This is a genomic window from Phenylobacterium sp. GW823-FHT02A09 (assembly GCF_058797775.1).
Genome location: NZ_JBXAJZ010000004.1, coordinates 593,335 through 611,190, shown reverse-complemented (window position 1 = coordinate 611,190; position 17,856 = coordinate 593,335). Strand labels below are relative to the sequence as shown.

At 69.0% G+C, this 17,856-nt stretch carries 10 protein-coding genes and 1 pseudogene; 6 read left to right on the top strand and 5 right to left on the bottom strand.

All coding sequences use genetic code 11. The features are described 5' to 3' along the window. Positions 1–9: 9 nt before the first annotated feature. Positions 10–4,365: a MupA/Atu3671 family FMN-dependent luciferase-like monooxygenase gene (locus AC1Q87_RS19465; protein ID WP_492610482.1), complete on the bottom strand. Its 4,356-nt coding sequence runs from the start codon at positions 4,363–4,365 to the stop codon at positions 10–12. Between the two features lie 370 nt (positions 4,366–4,735). Here AC1Q87_RS19465 and AC1Q87_RS19460 point away from each other — a divergent pair, with 370 nt between their 5' ends. Beyond that, positions 4,736–5,410, top strand: coding sequence for a 4'-phosphopantetheinyl transferase family protein (locus tag AC1Q87_RS19460; protein ID WP_492610481.1), 675 nt, complete (start codon positions 4,736–4,738; stop codon positions 5,408–5,410). A gap of 20 nt (positions 5,411–5,430) precedes the next feature. On the opposite strand, the gene AC1Q87_RS19455 is transcribed toward AC1Q87_RS19460, so the two are convergent. Next, positions 5,431–6,771 carry a YfcC family protein gene (locus AC1Q87_RS19455; RefSeq protein WP_492610480.1) on the bottom strand — a complete coding sequence of 447 codons (1,341 nt, stop codon included), beginning with the start codon at positions 6,769–6,771 and terminating at the stop codon, positions 5,431–5,433. Between the two features lie 19 nt (positions 6,772–6,790). Further along, on the bottom strand, positions 6,791–9,205 hold the full coding sequence (locus AC1Q87_RS19450; RefSeq protein WP_492610479.1) for a TonB-dependent receptor plug domain-containing protein: 2,415 nt from the start codon (positions 9,203–9,205) through the stop codon (positions 6,791–6,793). A gap of 357 nt (positions 9,206–9,562) precedes the next feature. On the opposite strand from AC1Q87_RS19450, the gene AC1Q87_RS19445 reads away from it, so the two are divergent. Genes AC1Q87_RS19445 through AC1Q87_RS19435 form a run of 3 tightly spaced genes read left to right on the top strand, consistent with a single transcriptional unit; the run spans position 9,563 to position 13,241 of the window. Continuing rightward, on the top strand, positions 9,563–10,669 hold the full coding sequence (locus AC1Q87_RS19445; RefSeq protein ID WP_492610478.1) for a hypothetical protein: 1,107 nt from the start codon (positions 9,563–9,565) through the stop codon (positions 10,667–10,669). A gap of 15 nt (positions 10,670–10,684) precedes the next feature. Then, the gene (locus AC1Q87_RS19440; RefSeq protein WP_492610477.1) at positions 10,685–11,752 is read left to right on the top strand and encodes an ABC transporter substrate-binding protein; all 1,068 of its coding nucleotides are present in this window, start codon (positions 10,685–10,687) and stop codon (positions 11,750–11,752) included. Next, a complete protein-coding gene (locus AC1Q87_RS19435) occupies positions 11,742–13,241 on the top strand; it encodes a leucyl aminopeptidase (protein ID WP_492610476.1) in 1,500 nt (499 codons plus the stop codon). Before AC1Q87_RS19440 ends, AC1Q87_RS19435 begins: the two co-directional genes overlap by 11 nt. Here the strand turns inward: AC1Q87_RS19435 and AC1Q87_RS19430 are convergent. Next, complete coding sequence (locus tag AC1Q87_RS19430) at positions 13,219–13,563, bottom strand: LysR family transcriptional regulator (RefSeq protein ID WP_492610475.1); 345 nt, start codon at positions 13,561–13,563, stop codon at positions 13,219–13,221. The two genes, AC1Q87_RS19435 and AC1Q87_RS19430, sit on opposite strands and share 23 nt — an antisense overlap. 69 nt (positions 13,564–13,632) lie before the next feature. On the opposite strand from AC1Q87_RS19430, the pseudogene AC1Q87_RS19425 reads away from it, so the two are divergent. After that, positions 13,633–13,803, top strand: a pseudogene (locus AC1Q87_RS19425) (PepSY domain-containing protein); the annotation flags it as partial. 81 nt (positions 13,804–13,884) lie between these two features. Here AC1Q87_RS19425 and AC1Q87_RS19420 read toward each other — a convergent pair. Next, positions 13,885–14,127, bottom strand: a complete 243-nt coding sequence (locus AC1Q87_RS19420) for a hypothetical protein (RefSeq protein WP_492610474.1) — start codon at positions 14,125–14,127, stop codon at positions 13,885–13,887. A gap of 289 nt (positions 14,128–14,416) precedes the next feature. On the opposite strand from AC1Q87_RS19420, the gene AC1Q87_RS19415 reads away from it, so the two are divergent. Beyond that, positions 14,417–17,854, top strand: coding sequence for a response regulator (locus tag AC1Q87_RS19415; protein WP_492610473.1), 3,438 nt, complete (start codon positions 14,417–14,419; stop codon positions 17,852–17,854). Positions 17,855–17,856: the final 2 nt, after the last annotated feature.

Genomic DNA, 17,856 nt, shown 5'->3' with positions numbered 1-17,856 from the left:
GTCCCCCTCCTATCTGCGGCCCATTCTGGCCAGCCGAGCAGCGGCGCGCGCAGCGCCCCTGTCGGCGGCTGAGTTGGCCGGGGCGGCGTCGCTCGACAGATGCGCCGCAATCGCGCGAACCGTCGGGAACCGGAAGATGTCGGTGATGGCGATGTCGCGCGCGAAGTGCGCCTTCATGCGCCGCTGCATCTGAACGACCAGCAGCGAATGGGCGCCGAGATCGAAGACGTTCTCGGTGACGGAAATCTCTTCCAGACCCAAAGCGTCCTTCCAGATCGACGCCACGGCCGCCTCCGTGTCGTCGGTGGCGGCGACCATCTCACCGCGCTCGGCGACCGTCTTGGGAAGCGGCAACGCCTTGCGGTCGATCTTGCCGTTCGGCGTCATCGGCATGCGGTCGAGCACGACGATCTGCGTGGGACGCATGAACTCGGGCAGCTTCTCGGCCAGGCGCGCGAGCATGTCCCGCTCGCTGAACGCCGAGCCGCCCGCCGTGACATAGGCGATCAGCCGCTGGTCGTCGGCTCCGAACTCGACCGCCTTCACCGCCACCTGTCGGACGGCGTCGGACTCGGCGATCACGGCCTCGATCTCTCCGAGCTCGATGCGGTGGCCGCGGACCTTCACCTGGTTGTCGATCCGCCCGAGGAACTCCAGCGCGCCGTCAGCCTGCATCCGCACCAGATCGCCCGTGCGATACCAGCGTCGGCCCTCACGCTCGACGAACCTTTCCGCCGTCAGATCCGGCCGCCGCCAGTAGCCGGGCGAAACGCCCGCCCCCGCGATCCACAACTCGCCTTCCATGACGCGGGGCGCCAGTTGGCCGCCGGGCGCGCGGACGCTCAAACCCGTATTGGCGATCGGCTCGCCGAGCGGGACCCGCTCGCCGACCTCGTCAAGCGCGGCGACCGACGACCAGATCGTCGTCTCGGTCGGCCCATACATGTTGAGCAGCCGTCCCTTGAGACCGGCGCGCAGATCACGCGCTAGATCGGGCGCCAGCGCCTCGCCGCCGACCATCAGGCAATCGAGTTGCTGGAGCGCGCGCTTACCCGCCGCATCGGCGGCGAGATAAGCGGCCATCGACGGCGTGCACTGCAAGTGCGTGATCGCGTTGTCGACGATGTCCTGCGCGACCGAACTCTTGTGGCCGACGCCGCCCTCCTGCTCCAACTCGCTCATCAGCGTGCGGATGTGCTTGAGGTTGGCCAGCACGGCCTCGGACTCAATGCCGAAGTCGATAAGGCAGGCGATTTCATCGACGCCCGCCGCCGTCACGTCGCGGACGATCTCCTTGGCGGTCTCCGGGGTCCCGAACAGCCCGGCTCGGCGGTAATACCGCTCGAACGCGTGATCCAGCAGGGCGTCGAGCTCGTCCGACGTGAGGTCCTCGCTCTCGAACACCTGCTGGGGGCTGCGCCCCGTCGCATCGGCCCGCGAAACGAAGGTCGGGAAGGTCCACGACGCGCGGCGCACCAGGTCGACGGCGCTGTTCAGATAGGACTTCATCGGCTGGCGGGCCGTGCGCAGCACCGTTTCCTCGTCCTCGGAAACGAAGGTGTGCAGCATCAGCACCACGTGGCCGGACCCGGCGAAGCCCGCCTCGGCGCGCGCCTCGCGATAGGCCGCAATCTTTTCCTTCAGTTCGTCGATGGACTGACCCAGCAGATGGGTCAGCACCCCGCATCCCAGGCGTCCGGCTTCAGCGAAGGTGTCGACATTGCCCGCCGCGGTGATCCAGAGCGGGAAGTCCTTCTGCACGGGACGCGGATGGATGTTCACGGCGACCGGCTTGCCGTCGGGTCCAGGAAACTCCAGAGCCTCGCCGGCCCACAGACGGCGGAGCGTATCGACGGTTCCCAAGGCGATCGACTTGCGCTCGGGGAAGTTCTCCGGCCGGAGAATGAAGTCGTTCGGCTGCCAGCCGGACGCGATGGCGATGCCGGCGCGTCCGCCGGACAGGTTGTCGACCAGCGCCCAGCTCTCGGCGATGGAAACCGGATGGTGCAGCGGCGCGACCACCGAGCCCGCCCGCAGCTTGACGTTCTTCGTCATCCCGGCCAGCGCGGCCGAGCTGATCGCCGGGCTTGGATACAGGCCGCCGAATTCATGGAAGTGGCGCTCGGGCGTCCAGATGGCCTCGAAGCCGTTCTCGTCGGCGAAGCGCGCGCCCTCGAACAGGACGCGATAGGCGTCCGCGCCCGCAGGGCCGGATTGTGCTGCGAAGTAGAACAGCGAAAAGGCCGGCATGTCGCCCTTGCCGCCTCCGCCTTGCAGCACGACGGTCGCGCCGCGGGTCAGCGTCCACAGAAGCTCCAGCACGGAAATGTCGAACGACATCGACGTGACCGCCAGCAGCCGCGCCCCGCGCTCGAGCGGCACGGCGCGATCCATGCCTGCGAAGAAGTTCGTGACGTTGCGATGCTCGATCATCACGCCCTTGGGCCGGCCCGTCGAACCGGACGTGTAGATCAGGTATGCCAGGTCGGCCGGTCCGCCGCGCATTCCGGCGAAGTCCTGACCAGCCTCGTACGAGACCACCCGGGCCGGATCGAGGAACCCGGGCAGAGCGGCGCCCATGTTGGCCACCACGAGCGCGGCGGCCGAGTCCTCGATCATGAAGGCGATGCGATCCGCCGGATAGGACGGGTCGAGCGGCAGATAGGCCGCGCCCGTCTTGAGGATGGCCAGCATGCTCACGAGAAGATCGGCGCTGCGATCGAGGTAGAGCCCGACCACTGAACCTGGCCCTGCGCCGCGCGCCGCCAACGCTCCGGCCAGCTTGGCCGCGCGTTCCTCGAGCTCGCGATAGGTCAGCTTGCGGCCGCCGTCTTCGATGGCGACGGCGTCCGGAATGTCCTGCGCCATCCTGGCGATCAGGGCGTGGACGGTGTCGGCGCTCTCGCCCGGCCCATCCGCCGCCGTCGCCGCCTGGTCATGGCCCAGCGGCAGGCTGCCCAGCACAGCGGCAGGTTCGCCAAGGAAGCTGTTGCAGAAGGCGCTGAAGTCCGCTGCGATCGCGCGCACCACGTCGGGCGCGAAGAGACCCGGGCGGACGCTGATCGTCGCGGGATCGCCCTGAAGCAAGATGTCGGCCTTCAGCTGGCCCGGACGCCCGGCGACGACGACGCCGAGGGCCGAGCGCGCAGCTTGCGCCGCGGCCTGCCCTTCGAGCCGCAATGGCAGGTCGACCGCCATAGGGCCCTGCGCCCGAGCTTGGCCCAAGGCTGCCGAGTAGGCGGCGTACGCAGAACCGGCCGTGCCGGCGAGGTCGAGTTCGACCGTGACCGGAAGCCGATCGGACAATGCGGGATTTGCAGCGTCGGCGGCCGTCGCAAGCGTGACGCGCGATTGGCCAGAGCTGCACGCCATCCATGCGGCCCAGGCCGCCCCAAGAGCGTCGACAGCGACCTGCCCGATGGCGAGCGACGCCTCAGTCGCCTCCGCCGCATGGTCGCGCGGATAGGGCGGAAGCAACGGACTGGCGCTCGCCAGCGCGGCCTCCCAGAAACGCTCGGCCGAGCCCACGCCCCGCAGCGTCGCGGCGACCACGGCAAGCGTGGCGGCCGTCGCGCCCACCGCGACGCCGAGCGACGCCGGATCAACGGCATGACCGTCCATGTCGGTGAGACCCGTCAGTTCGACGGCGCCGTCCCCAGCCATCAACGTGATCGAATTCGCATCGAGCGCGAGCACCTCGCCCGGCCGCCCCCTGCCCTCGCCCTTGAGCTCGAGCGTGCGAACCACCAGGAGCTTTTCGCCCAGCAACACCTTGGGCAGCGCCAGCGGGTTGCGCCGCGCCCCGAAGTCCAGCGCCCGCACCATGCGGCCAAGCTCGGCTGCAGGCCGGTTGAAGTCCATGACCCCGAGGGCGGCCGGACGCTTCGCGCGCGCGTACTGACTGCGCTCCCCGCTCAACGGCGTCGCACTCAAGCGCCCCGTGGACAGGTCGTTCAACAGTTCTCGAAAAGTCTCCTCGCCCGCCTCGTAGCAACGCAGGTTCAGGCTGAACGTCGTCTCGGTCGGCGCGATCGCAAAGCTGCGCGACTTCAACACGCGCCCCGCGTCGACGGCTTCGACCATCTCATGCCAGGTCACGGCGTGCTCTTCGGCGCCTTCGAGGATCGCCCATGCCGGAACGTTCAGCCCGCCGCGCCCAGGCAGCGGACCATCGTGGAAGTTGATCGCCATCACTCGCGCCGCGGCCAGCGCGTCAGGCGCCAGGACCGTGAGGTTCGCCACGCTGAAGAGGTAGTCCGCCCCGCCGCGCTCAAGCTCCGGCGCGCCAGGGACGCCAAGCAGCGCATGCCCGGCCTCGCGCGCCCAGGCGGCGATCTGCGGGTCCGAGGTGACGATGCCCGCCACCCGCCCGCCGGTCTCCGCAAACGCTTCAGCGCAGCGGATCAGAAGTGTGCCATCCCCAACAAAGTAGGCGCTTTGTATCGTCATTTGAAACCGCCCAAAGTTCGGCCGTTCTGGCCGACAAGGATTTCCTGCGACAAGAGACCTTATCTAGTTACATACTGAAAAGACTAGCTAGTGCGATGCCGGGGAGACAACGGGATCGTTCGGCGACATAACAAATTTTTCGATAACGAAATTCGACAACGCTACAAGGACATACAGGCATTAATTAAAGACTTCCGCGACGCCTGCACGTCCAAATAAATGCTGTAGACGGAGAGGCTGGAAACGGTCAGCTGAGGATGATGGGGGGAGCTGAGCCATTCTGGACTTGATCCAAATTGATCTTGCCGGCCCGCTCACGACAGAGCTCACCGCGTGTCTTTCGCCCGAGGAACTCGCCAGGGCGCGCTCATTCCACTTTGATCATCTGCAACGACGCTACGTCGTCGCTCACGCAGCGCTGCGAAGCGTCCTCTCCAGCTATCTGGCGTGCGCACCCGCCGAAGTATCGTTCAACGTCAACGAATGGGGCAAACTCAGCCTTCCGGGCGGTCCGCACTTCAATCTGGCGCATTCGGATGATTTTGCCGTGGTCGCAATCGACCGCGAGCGCGAGATCGGGGTTGATCTGGAAACCGGATCGCTCGTCCTGACCCGCGAGGAAATGAGCCACGTCTTCTCGCCCGACGAACTGGCCGAACCGCGTGACCGCGATCTGGCGGACGTGGACCTCTTGCGGCTTTGGGTCAGGAAGGAAGCGGTCCTCAAGTCGCTGGGGAAAGGGGTCACGCACGACCCTTCCCGCGTTACGGTGGGCTTCCCCTCAGTAGACTTCGATCAGTGGCGGCGCGTTTCGACCGTCGATGACGGCGTGCGGCACGACTTTCACGTCCTCGACGTGCGCATGGGCGCCATGCGCTGCGCCGTCGCGCGACGTGACGCCCCCCTGCCCATGGGGGCGATCACCGTCACGAGTTGGAAGCCGGCTCCGCAGGAGTTCTAAGCGGCGCAGGCGCCGCAGGCTCATAGCCCGATCTGCACGGCGATCACGATCGCCACCGCCGAGAGCGCCATCAGCTTGACCATCAACGGCCAGACAAACCGCGCCCACTGCCCGTAGGGCACTCCCGCCAGCCCGAGCACCGCCATCAAGAAGGGGTTGGTCGGGATGATCAGGTTGGTGAAACCGTCACCAAACTGGAAGGCGAGCACGGAAACCTGCCGCGAGATGCCGACCAGATCGCTGACCGGGGCCATGAGCGGCATCGTCGCGAACGCCTGGCCGCTGCCCGACGGGATGAAGATGTTCAGGAAGCTCTGGATGCCCAGCATCCCGACGCCCGACGCCGCCGGCGGCAGGGCGGCCAGCGGCTGCGACGTCAGGTGCACCAGCGTATGCAGCACCTGCCCGTCCTCGAGGATCAGCCCGATCGCCCTTGCGACCCCGACGAGCAGCGCCGTGCCGGTCAGCCGCGAAGCGCCTTCGACGAAGGCCTGGCAGGCCTCGTCGCCGGGAATCCGCGCCACCACCGCCACCGCCAGCCCGAGCCCGAGATAGAGCCCACTCAGCTGCGGCAGACGCCAATGCCCGAGTACGACGCCGGCCATCTGCGCGAGGATCGTCACACCCAACAGCGCGAGCACGAGCCGCCGCCGTCCTGTCATCGGAGGGAAACTGGCCTCCTCTGCCGCAGGCCCGGCCGCGACGTCAGCCTCGCCGCTCCTTCGCCTCACATATCGCAGGATGTGGTGGACGCCGACGCCATAGGCGGCGGCCAGCACCAGCGCCCGGAACCACAGGCCCGACCCCAGCGGAACGCCGGCGATCTCCTGGGCCACCACCACCGTGAAGGGATTGGTCGTGGAGGCGCCGTATCCGATCCCGTAGCCGACCAGCAGCACGCCCGCCGCCGTCATCGCATCCAGCCTGACAGCGGCGCAGAGCGCGACGATGATCCCGACGAAGGCCAGATACTCCGAGGCCATGCCGAAGCTGGCCGACAGCACGGCGAAGACCGCCGTCGCGCCCAGGATCAGCAGGGTCTGACGCCCCCGCACCCGCGACATCAGCGCCCCGACCCCCGCCTCGATGGCCTCGGTCCGCCGCAGCACTCCGAACACCCCGCCGACGAGCAGAATGAAGAAGATGACGCCCTGCGCCTCGCCCAGCCCGCGCGGGATGGCGGTCAGCAACGCCCAGGGCGGCAGATAGGCGCGGCCCTCCAACGGGGCGTAGGTGCCTGGAACCACCACGGTGCGGCCGGGCGCGACCTCGAGCGTCTGGAAGGCGCCGGCCGGCAGCAGCCAGGTGACGACCAGCGCCAAAGCCATAAAACCCAGCAACAACAACAGCGTGTGGGGCATCCGGAGCTTCATGGGAGGCTCAGAAGCGGCGGCTTATGGCGGCGTAGTAGTAGCCGCCGTTGCCGCCCTCGGGGGCGACGAGGTCGTAATTATTGAAGCCGTTGAAGCGGTTCTGCGGCAGCGGCCGGTCCGGATAGCTGTCGAACAGGTTGTCGGCGCCGAGCGTCAGCTTCGTGCCGTTCTCCCAGCTGTAGGACACCGCCAGCTTGGCCACCCACTGCGGACTGAACACCTGATCGTTGGCGGGGTTGGCGGTGGTGTTCTTGTACTCGCCGTAGCGCACCGCGCTGACGTTCACGTCGATCGGCCCAGCCGCGTAGTTCAGGCTGGCGATCAGCTTGTCCTTGGGAGCCCACTGGGTCAGGTAGCCCTGCGACACCCGTCCCACCAGCACCAGGCCCGAACCGGCCAGTTCCGGGGGATTGGGCTTGATCGCGTCGATCTCGACCTTGTTGAAATTCGCGCCCAGGCTGGCGTCGAAGGCGCCGACGCCTTCCCACGTCCAGCTGTAGCGGCCGACCACGTCGACCCCGCGCACGGTGAGGTCGGCCTGGTTGGCGAAGAACCGCACGGCGCTGACATTGGTCACGCCCAGGGCGGCCAGCCGGGAGGTCAGCGCCGCGCCGGTCAGGTTGTCGACCGGCAGGATTACGTCCTGCACCTCGATCTGATAGCCGTCGACGCTCAGCGACAGGTTTCCGACCGGACGCAGCACAAACCCGACGGAAAGATTGGTCGAGCGCTCGGGATCGAGGTCCTTGGCGCCCAGCGCACGGGCGATCGGGTTCGACACCGGATAGAAGGCCGAGACGCCCAGGAACTGCGCCCCAACCGCCGGCTGGATCCACAGCGAGGTGGTCTGCGAGGCGCCGATCTGCCCCATCGACGGAGCCCGGAAGCCGTTCGACAGGCTGGCGCGCACCGCGACCTGCGGCGTGAAGTCATAGCGGCCCGACAGCTTGCCGGTGACGTTGGAGCCGAAGTCCGAATAGTCCTCGGCCCGCGCGGCGGCGCCCAGCTGGAGCCGCTCGGTGACCTGCTGCTCGGCCCCCAGATAGAGGCTGTAGATCTGGCGATCGTAGGACCCCGCGTCGGCCGGCTGCAGACCCGCGAAGTCCGCTGCGCCGGGCGTCGGCCGCCGGCCCGCGTTCGGCCCGTCGAGGATCGCCACCCCGCCGTCCGCGAACGAGGCGCGATCCCCGGCGTCGATCGAGAACTCCTCGTTCCGAAAGCCGACGCCCGCCGACAGCGTCAGCGGCGCGGCCGACCAGCTCACCGGCAGTTCCCGCACATAGTCGAGCTGCAGGTTCAGCTGCGCCTGATTGTAGTTGCCCAGGAAGAACTCGGTCGGGGTCGCCAGCCCGTAGGTGGCGTTCTGGCCGTTGTACATGCTCGAGCTCTGCCGGCCGTGGCCGTACTCGAGGCTGGCGTCGAACACCCCCTGCTCGCCGGCGTCGTATCGCAGCCCGCCGGTCAGGTCGTAGTTGCGGAACACATAGGCGACCTGCGCCATCTGGCCGTTCGGGAACAGGGCCCGGACGTTGTTATCGGCCGCCGGCCGGATCATGTATTTGTTGGTCGACTTGCGGTACGCGGCGGTGCCGAAGCCGTAGGCGGTCAGGGCCTCCGACAGGGCGTACTCGCCGTTCAGCGCCCCGGTCGCCGAGCGCGCGTTCGGGGCGCCGTAGAAGCCGAAATCCTTGTTGGCCGACGCCTCGCGCGGGTCCCCGGCGAAGTAGTAGGTGCGGATGTCCGGGTTGTCGCGATCGGTCGAGCCGCTGTTGCGCAGGTGCAGGCTGGCGTTGAGGAAGCCCTTGTCGGCGAGCGGCACCGTGTACCAGCCGCTCAGGTTACGGCTGACGCCGTCGCCCTCGTAGAACTGGCCGTAGCTCGCCTGGACATAGCCGCCCGGCTCGTCGCCGCGCAGCACCACGTTGACCACCCCGGCGATGGCGTCCGAACCGTACTGGGCCGAGGCGCCGTCGCGCAGCACCTCGACCCGCGCCACCGCCTCCAATGGGATGTCGTTCAGATCGACCGGCTGCGAGCCGCGGCTCCACTCGTTGCCGGTCGAGACCTTGGCGGTGGGGGTGCGGCGCTTGCCGTTGACCAGGACCAACGTGTTGCCGGCCGGCAGCCCGCGCAGCGACACCGAATTGGCCAGCCGCGCGCCGATGATGCCGCCCGTCTGCGAGAAGCCGACCGACGGGACCGTCGCGCGCAGTCCCTGGACCAGCGACTGCGACCCGCTCGCCCGCAACGCGGTCTCTCCCACCACGTCGACGGGGGCGGCGGCGGTCAGCGCCGTGACGTCGGCGCGCCGGGTGCCGGTCACCACGACTTCGTCCAGCGACGCATCGTCCGCCCAGGTCGGGCCCGCGGTCAGGGTCGCGGCGAGGGCCAGAATGCTGGCTCCGGCGAAATGACGTCTCATGCTCGTTCCTCACAAAGTGGCGTGCGAACACGCGTCGGCGCGCGTTCCCGCTGCGCGGCTGGCCCCGCCGCATTCCATTGGATTTGAGGACTGGACTGCGCCGGCCCGCCCCCTGCGAAAGGGGTGAACACGGCCACGGCCGCGCTCGGGAGACGCATGCCTCCCGCCGCGCGGCGGCCCCCCGGCCCGGCTGTCGTTCAAGCGCCTCTGCGCCCGCCGACGACCGCGACTTGGCCAAGCTGTGCCACGCCGTTTTCAGCGTGTGAAAGCACCATTGATCATAAGGGATTTCGCTCGGGAGGCCTTATTGCGAAGGCCCCGCGCCGGACCCCGGCCAGGTTGCTCAGAGGCCCGAACATGTTGGCTCAGAAAGGCCTCCCAGTATCCGCCGACGCCGTTCTCGGCGCCTGGAACCTGCTGGTCGAATGCGCCGAAGTCCGCCCCGGCGACCACCTGTTGCTGATCGTCGAGCCGCCGGCGTCGGGCCACTACGACGACGCCATGGGCGGCTTCATCGCCGAACAGGCCCGCGCGCTAGGCGCTCGCCCGCGCATCTTGGAGGTGGCGGCCTCCCACGACCTGGACAGTGTTCCAGCTTCGGTGATGGAGGCGATCGGACAGGCCGACCAGACCCTCTTCGTGGCGCGCATCGGCGATCAGCTCCGCTTCCAGCCGCTGCCTGGGGCCGGACGCAAGGTGATGTCCTACGCACTCGATTTCGATCTGCTCGGCGCCCCGTTCGCGACCCAGCCCTACGGCCTGCTCGCGGCGGCGCAGGCCCGGCTCACGCGGCGGCTCGGCCGCGCCCGCACCGGCGCGATCGCCTGCCCGCGCGGGACCGACCTGACCTTCGAGCTGACGCCGTCCACCGCCCCGGCCAGCGACTTCACCGTGGCGACCTTCCCGGTGATGATCGTGCCGCCGCTGCCGGCGGCCGGCGCCAGCGGCCGGCTGGTGCTGAGCCAGGCGCTCACCTCGACCTACATCAGCCCCTACCCGGACAGCTTGCTGCCCCTGGCGACGCCGCTGACGCTGACCCTCGAGCACGGCGTCATTGTCGACTTCGACGGCGAGGACGACGTCGTCGCCCAGGCCAAGGCCCAATTCGCCCGGGTCGGCGACCTGTTCGGCGGCGAGCCCCTGCGGGTCAACTCCTGGCACGCGGGCGTCAATCCGATGACATTCTATCCGCGTCCGGCCTTGGCCGAGCTTGACCGTTGGAGCGGCCTAGCGTTCGGCAGCCCCCGCTACGCCCATTTCCACATGTGCGGCCCGGCGCCCGGCGAGATCTGCGGCCAAGTGTTCGACCCCACCATCGTCATCGACGGCGAGACTTTCTGGGACCGTGGCCGCCTGGCCTTCCTCGACGCCGCCGACAACCGCGACCTCTTCGATGAGCATGGCGTGCGGCCCGCCGACTACCGGGTGCGCCGCGACATCGGCGTGGCCGGCCTCGACAGCTGACCGACGGAGCCCCCCTTGCCCGACACCCTCTGGTACACCCGCTGCCCTGCCCCGACGGCCGCCTCGATCGCGATCCGCCAGGGCTGGCTGGAGCAGGAGTTCGCGCACGACGGCATCGCCGTCCGGTCTCTGGCGTCTGCCCGGGATCGCACCGTGCATCTCTCGCACTACGACCACAGCCAGGCGAACTCATTCCGCTTCGGCGGCTACGTCCCGCCGTTACAGGCGGCCGCCAGCGGGGCCGACGTGAAGATCCTCGGCCTGGCCTGGCCCGACCGCGCGGCGGGCCTCTACGCCCTGCCCGGCTCCGGCCTCGCGTCGCTGGCCGATCTCAAGGGCCGCCGGCTGTCCCTGCCGCGACGCCTCAACGACGCGACCGATTGGTGGCGGGCGCTGGTGAGCTCCGGCTACCGCCATGCGTTGGAGCTGGCGGGGCTGAGCGCCGATGACGTCGAACTCGTCGACCTGCCGATCGCCCGCACCTATGTCGAGGACGCCGTCACCGGGGCCGACGCCGGACGCTCGCTGTGGGGCGCACGCAGCCAGTTCGCCGTCCAGCGCGAGGAAGTCGCCGCCCTGATCCGCGGCGAGATCGACGTGGTCTACAGCGACGCGGCGATGGGCGCGCTGCTACAGGCGTTCCTCGGTCTGGAACGCATCGCCGACCTCGCCGCGCCGGAGGACCAAGGCGACACGGTCAACGGCCACCCGCTGGTGCTCACCGCCAGCGGCGGGCTGATCGCCGAGCGTCCCGACCTCGTCGCGCGCTGGTTGGCGCGGCTGCTCGACGCCGACGGCTGGGCCCGCGCCAACCGCGACGCCGCCCGCGAGATCATCGCCCAGGACACCGGCCTGCCGGTCGACTTCGTGGAGGACGCCTATTCGCCGCGCATCTTCGGCCAGCTCGACCTATCGCTGAGCCCGGCGCGGCGCAGCTTGCTCGGCGCCAAGCACGATCAGTTGCTGGAACGCGGCGTGCTCTCGGCCCGCCTCGACCTGCCCGCCCTCATTGATCCCGCACCACTCGAAGCAGCCCACGCCCTTGCCGCCGGCCGCAAGCACCGAGCCGCCCATGCTGGTTGAGTTCGCCGCCGCCGCCGCCGCCCAGGCCGACGCCGCGATCGCCGTCGCCGCGTTCGAGGACGCCGGCCTCTCGCCCGAAGGCATGCGCCTGGACGTCCTGACGGGGGGCGCGCTCAGCCGCGCGCTGAGCGGCCGGTTCGGCGGGCGACGCGGCGAGCACCTGATCGTTGCGGCCCCGGCCGGCCTCGACGCCGCCGCCGTCCTTGTCATCGGGGCCGGCGCCCGCGACGCGTTCGACCCGCGGGCCGCCGAACAATTCGCCGCCGAGGCCTGGCGCGCGGCCGAAGCGTTTGGCGCGGCCGAGCTTTGGCTGCATCCGCCAGGCGGCGCGGCGCAGGTCGCCGCCCACTGCGCCCTGGGCGTGCGGCTCGCGGCCTATCGCTTCGACCGCTACAAGACGCGCGTACCGGCCGCCGGCGGTCCCAGCGTCGCCAGCGTCCATGTGATCTGCCCTGACGTCGCCGCAGCGGCGGCCGCCCACGACCCGCTGCAGGCCCTTGGCGACGGCGTCGCCTTCGCCCGAGACCTGATCTCCGAGCCGGCCAACGTGCTCTATCCGGCCGAGTTCGCGCGCCGGCTGCTGGACCTGCGCCCGTCGGGTCTGGCGGTCGAGATCCTCGGCGAGGCTGAGCTGGCGGAACTGGGCATGGGCGCCCTGCTCGGCGTCGGCCAGGGCAGCGCCCGCGAAACCCAGTTGGCGGTCCTGCAGTGGAAAGGCGCCGGCGAGGCCCCGCCGCTGGCGCTGGTCGGCAAGGGCGTGACCTTCGACACCGGCGGCGTCTCCATCAAGCCGGCCGACGGCATGGAGGACATGAAGTGGGACATGGGCGGCGCCGGGGCCATCTCCGGGGCGATGCTCACGCTCGCCCTGCGCAAGGCGCCGGCCAATGTCGTCGCCGTGCTCGGCCTGGTCGAGAACATGGTCGACGGCGCCGCCCAGCGTCCCGGCGACGTCGTCACCTCGCTGTCGGGCCAGACCATCGAGGTGATCAACACCGACGCCGAGGGCCGCCTCGTCCTGGCCGACGCCCTCTGGTACTGCCGCGAACGCTTCGCGCCCTTTGCGATGATCGACGTCGCCACCCTGACCGGCGCGATCATGGTCGCGCTGGGCGGCGACTTTGGGGGCCTTTACTGCGAGGACGACGACCTTGCCCGCGCCCTGCTCAAGGCCGGCGAGACCGCTGGCGAACCGCTGTGGCGAATGCCGCTGCCCGCGACCTACGACCGTCACATCGAAAGCCGGATCGCCGATGTGAAGAACGTCGCGGTCGGCATCGGCCGGCTGGGCGGCGCCAGCATCGCCGCACGCTTCCTGCGCCGCTTCGCCGGCGCCGGCGCCTGGGCTCACCTCGACATCTCGGCCCCGACCTGGCGCGATCCGTCGGTCTGTCCGACCCAGCCGCCGGGCGCGACGGGCTACGGGGTCAGGCTCCTAGACCGCCTGGTCGACGATCTGGCCTCGGCTAGGCCCGGGTCAGGCGCTTAGGGCAGCGCTCGGCCTCCTGCGCCGCCATGGCGAACGCCAGGGCGCCGACGTTCCCCGCCCGCGGCCGGCTGGCCAGCCCCTTGATGCGCTCGATCTCGGCCATGGTGGCGCGCGCATGGGCGATCACCTTCTCGCCTTCGGGCGTGATCCGGTCGAGGCACTTGCCCATCCTGATGAAGATCTGGAAGCCCAACTCTTCCTCCAACAGCTTGAGCTGCCGCGAGACCCCGGACTGCGTGGCGTGCACGCGACCGGCGGCGGCCGTCACATTAAGGTCGCTGTCGATGATCGCGAGGAGGTAGCGCAGCTGGGTAAGGGTCATGAAACACGGCCTCGGACTTCAGATTCTTTATTCCTATAAACATAATGGGATTTTAAATCTACAGCCCTCGCCGCGCGGCTTGGTCAGGATCTGGTGATCGGGGTGTTCGAACTGCATCGCGGCGTATGGTTCGGCCTGCCCGGCCGGATCGCCATCACCCTAGCGGCCCTGAACATGCCGCTGTTCGCAGTCACCGGCCTGCTGCTCTACTTCGGCCGAACTCGTCGCAAAGGGCGCTAGCGCAGCTACATGCTCAGTCAATAGATCGCCGCAGCCCTCACGTAGCGACCAGTCCCGCTGGGACTGGTCGCCGCGCTGATCTCACTTCGAGGGGCTGGTATCGGGCGTGTTGGCGGTGGTCGCCCCGCCGTCTGCGTTGCCGGCCTGCTGCTCGACCCGATCGGCTTCGGCGTTGAGCGCCTTCTCTTGCGCTTCGTTAGGCGTCGCCGCGGCCTGTGCTTCGAGGGCGTCGGCTTGCTGTTCGGCAGCCTTGTCCTGCGGACTGTTGCAGGCGCTCAGCAGCAGCGCGGCGGCTCCGGCAGCGATGATCGTCAGATTGCGCATCTTTGTCTCCTCTATGTTCGATAGCCGGTAGAAAAGCCGCGCCGGCGCAAATGGTTCACCGGGAAGTGATCGCCGGGACGCTGTCTCGGCCTGCGACGGCAGGCGCGCCACATCCCCAACACCAGCGAAGCTTCAGTTCATCCGGCCGCGACGAACTCGCGGCCGCCGCAACCATGGGGGCGCGTCGAACCAGCGCGCATTAACAAACGAGGTTTCGGTTCGTGGCGCCGAACTGTTACGTCGGTCGCGCCGCGGGGTTGTGGCGTCCAGAACCGTACAAGGAACACGAATGGCGGCTGCGTCTCTGCCCGATATCTCTTCGCCGTTCGCCCGCCGCTCCGAGGTCTGGACCACCATCGGACTCGTCGGGGCCCTGACGTTTTTCCTGATCAGCGGCGCCGTCGCGTTCTTCAACGTCCAGATGCTGCGCGACAACAACGAGCAGGTGGTCCGCACCCACACGGTCATCATGTCGTTCAGCCGGCTGCTCTCGGCGCTGCAGGACGCCGAGACCGGTCAGCGCGGCTTCGTCATGACCGGCGACGAGCGGTATCTCGATCCCTACAACGACGCGGTCGCCGCCATCCCGGCGCGCATGGAAGCCATCGCGGACGAGGCGCGGAACAATCCTGTTCAGCAAAGCCGGATCGGCTCGCTGCGCCGGAACGTCGACGCCAAGCTCGTCGAACTGGAACAGACGATCGTGCTGCGCCGCAGCCAGGGCCGCGACGCCGCCGCCGCCGTGGTCGAAGCCGGCCGCGGCAAGGCGGTCATGGACGCCATTCGCTCGCAGCTCGACGCCATGCAGCAGGAGGAGATCCGGCAGCGGTCGATCCGGCTCGCGGAGATGGAGGCCGCATATCGCACAGCCTGGATCAGCGGCATTCTGTCGTGCGTGCTCGGCCTCGCCCTGACGCTCGTCGTCGGACTGCTGGTGCGGCGCGCGACCAGGGCGCGGGCCCGAGAAGACTGGCTGCGGACCGGCCAAACCGGGGCAGCCACCGCCATGCTCGGCGACCTGTCCCTGCCCCAATTGGGCGACGGGGTGCTCGACTTCTACACCCGCTACATCGGCGCGCAGGCCGGCGCCATCTTCGCCGACGACGACGGTGACTATCGGCTGGCCGCCAAGTTCGGCGTGCCGGCCGATGCGACGATCACCGAGCGGTTCGCCGCGCGTGAGGGCCTGCTCGGCCAGGTCGTCGACACCGGCGCCGCGGTCCTGGTCCGCGATGTCCCTGAGGGCTACCTCACCATCGGCTCGGCGCTGGGCCGATCGAAGCCTGCGCACCTGCTGATCGTGCCGCTCCTGGCGGACGGCGCCGTGACCGGGGTCATGGAGCTGGGCTTCCTCAACCCCGTGGATGCGCCGGTCCTGGAACTGCTGGAGAAGGCGGCCCCGGCGATCGGCGTGGCCATGCGCTCGGCCCAGTATCGCAGCGAACTGCGCGCCCTGCTCGCCGAGACCCAGCGGCAGGCCGAGGAACTGCAGGTCCAGAGCGAAGAGCTGCGCGTCTCGAACGAGGAACTGGAAGAGCAAGGCCGCGCCCTGAGGGAGTCGCAGGTCCGGCTCGAGCAGCAGCAGGTCGAGCTCGAGCAGACCAACACCCAACTCGAGGAGCAGGCCCAGCAGCTCGAGACCCAGAGGGACGACCTCGCCCGCTTCAACGCCACGGTCGAGCTCAAGGCGCGCGAACTCGAACAGGCCAGCCGCTACAAGTCCGACTTCCTGGCCAACATGTCCCACGAGCTGCGGACGCCGCTCAACTCGCTGCTGATCCTCTCCAAGCTGCTCGGCGACAATCCCGACGGCAACCTGAGCGAGGAACAGGTCAAGTTCGCGCGGACGATACAGTCGTCGGGCGACGACCTGCTGACGCTGATCAACGACATCCTCGATCTGTCCAAGATCGAGGCCGGCCACCTGCAGATCCGTCCGGAGCCGACCGCGCTGGCAAGCCTGGCCGCCGGGCTGGATCAGCTGTTCCGACCGATCGCCGCCGAGCGCGGCCTGGCCTTCGAGATCGACGTCGACGCTGGCGGGCCCGCCAGCCTGGAGACTGACCGCCAACGACTGGAGCAGATCCTCAAGAACCTGCTGTCGAACGCCCTCAAGTTCACCGACGCGGGCGCCGTCAGCCTGACGATCGCGCCGGTCGACGACGACCGGGTGGCGTTCTCGGTGACCGACACCGGCATCGGCATCGCGGCCGACCAGCAGGCCAGCATCTTTCAGGCCTTCCATCAGGCCGACGGCACCATCAGCCGCAGGTACGGCGGTACGGGCCTTGGCCTGTCGATCTCCACGGAACTGGCGCGGCTGCTGGGCGGAACGATCTCGGTGAGCAGCACCGAGGGGCAAGGCAGCACGTTCACGCTGGTGGTTCCCCTCGCCTACGACCCGTCCCTGGTGGCGCCGCGCCCAGCTCCGCCTGTGGCGAGCCCGGCCGCCGCGCCGCCGGCGTCGCCCCCGCGTTCACCCCCCTCTCAGGCCAGGCCGCCGCAGACGCTCGCCGATGATCGCGACGGGCTGGTCCCCGGGCGGCGCAGCCTGCTGATCGTCGAGGACGACGGCCCCTTCGCCGCCATCGTCCGCGACCTGTCGCGAGATCTCGGATTCCAGAGCCTGATCGCCCGCACGGCCGAGGAGGCCCTGGACTTCGCCAAACGCTTCAAGCCCAGCGCCGTGGTGCTCGACGTCGGCCTGCCCGACCAGTCAGGCCTGACGGTGCTCGATCAGCTCAAACGCGACGACGAGACCCGCCACATACCGGTCCACGTGGTCTCGGCCTCGGACCACACCCAGACCGCACTGTCGCTCGGCGCGGTGGGCTACCTCGTCAAGCCGGTGAAGCGCGAGGAGCTGGCTCAGGTTCTGCAATCCCTGGAAGCTCAGCTCACGCGGACGGTGCGCCGGGTGCTGATCGTCGAGGACGACGAGGTCCAGCGCGAGGCGGTGGGCCGCCTGCTCGCCTCGGGCGACGTGCAGACGGTCGGCGTCGGCACCGCCGCCGAGTGCCTGGAGCGCCTGAAGCAGGAAACCTTCGACTGCATGGTCCTGGACCTGTCGCTGCCGGACGCTTCGGGCTTCGCGTTGCTCGAGACCTTGAGCAACGAGGGCGCCTACGCCTTCCCGCCGGTGATCGTCTACACCGGCCACGACCTGTCGCCGGACGACGAACAGCAGCTGCGCCGCTACTCGCACTCGATCATCATCAAGGGCGCCAAGTCGCCCGAGCGGCTGCTCGATGAAGTCTCGCTGTTCCTGCACCAAGTGGTGTCCAAGCTGCCCCCGGAACAGCGCAAGATGCTGCGCCAGGCCCGCAACCGCGACGCGGTGCTCGAAGGCCGCCGCATCCTCATCGTCGAGGACGACGTGCGGAACATCTACTCGCTCTCCAACATCCTCGAACCGCGTGGCGTGGTCGTCGAGATCGCCCGCAACGGGGAAGAAGCCATCGCCGCGCTCAAGGCTTCCCAGGACGGATCAGGCGACATCGACCTGGTCCTGATGGACGTCATGATGCCGGTGATGGACGGGCTCACCGCGACCCGGGAGATCCGCAAGAACCCTCACTGGGCCAAGCTGCCGATCGTGGCGTTGACCGCCAAAGCCATGCCCGACGATCAGGAGCGCTGCCTGCAGGCTGGAGCCAACGACTACATGGCCAAGCCTCTCGATGTCGACAAGCTGCTCTCGCTCGTCCGCGTCTGGATGCCGAGGTAGCC

Coding starts and splice junctions, on each gene's coding strand:
- AC1Q87_RS19435 (WP_492610476.1), top strand. CDS start 11,742: ATGCTGGTTGAGTTCGCCGCCGCCGCCGCCGCCCAGGCCGACGCCGCG.
- AC1Q87_RS19420 (WP_492610474.1), bottom strand. CDS start 14,127: ATGCGCAATCTGACGATCATCGCTGCCGGAGCCGCCGCGCTGCTGCTG.
- AC1Q87_RS19415 (WP_492610473.1), top strand. CDS start 14,417: ATGGCGGCTGCGTCTCTGCCCGATATCTCTTCGCCGTTCGCCCGCCGC.
- AC1Q87_RS19430 (WP_492610475.1), bottom strand. CDS start 13,563: ATGACCCTTACCCAGCTGCGCTACCTCCTCGCGATCATCGACAGCGAC.
- AC1Q87_RS19455 (WP_492610480.1), bottom strand. CDS start 6,771: ATGCCCCACACGCTGTTGTTGTTGCTGGGTTTTATGGCTTTGGCGCTG.
- AC1Q87_RS19445 (WP_492610478.1), top strand. CDS start 9,563: ATGTTGGCTCAGAAAGGCCTCCCAGTATCCGCCGACGCCGTTCTCGGC.
- AC1Q87_RS19450 (WP_492610479.1), bottom strand. CDS start 9,205: ATGAGACGTCATTTCGCCGGAGCCAGCATTCTGGCCCTCGCCGCGACC.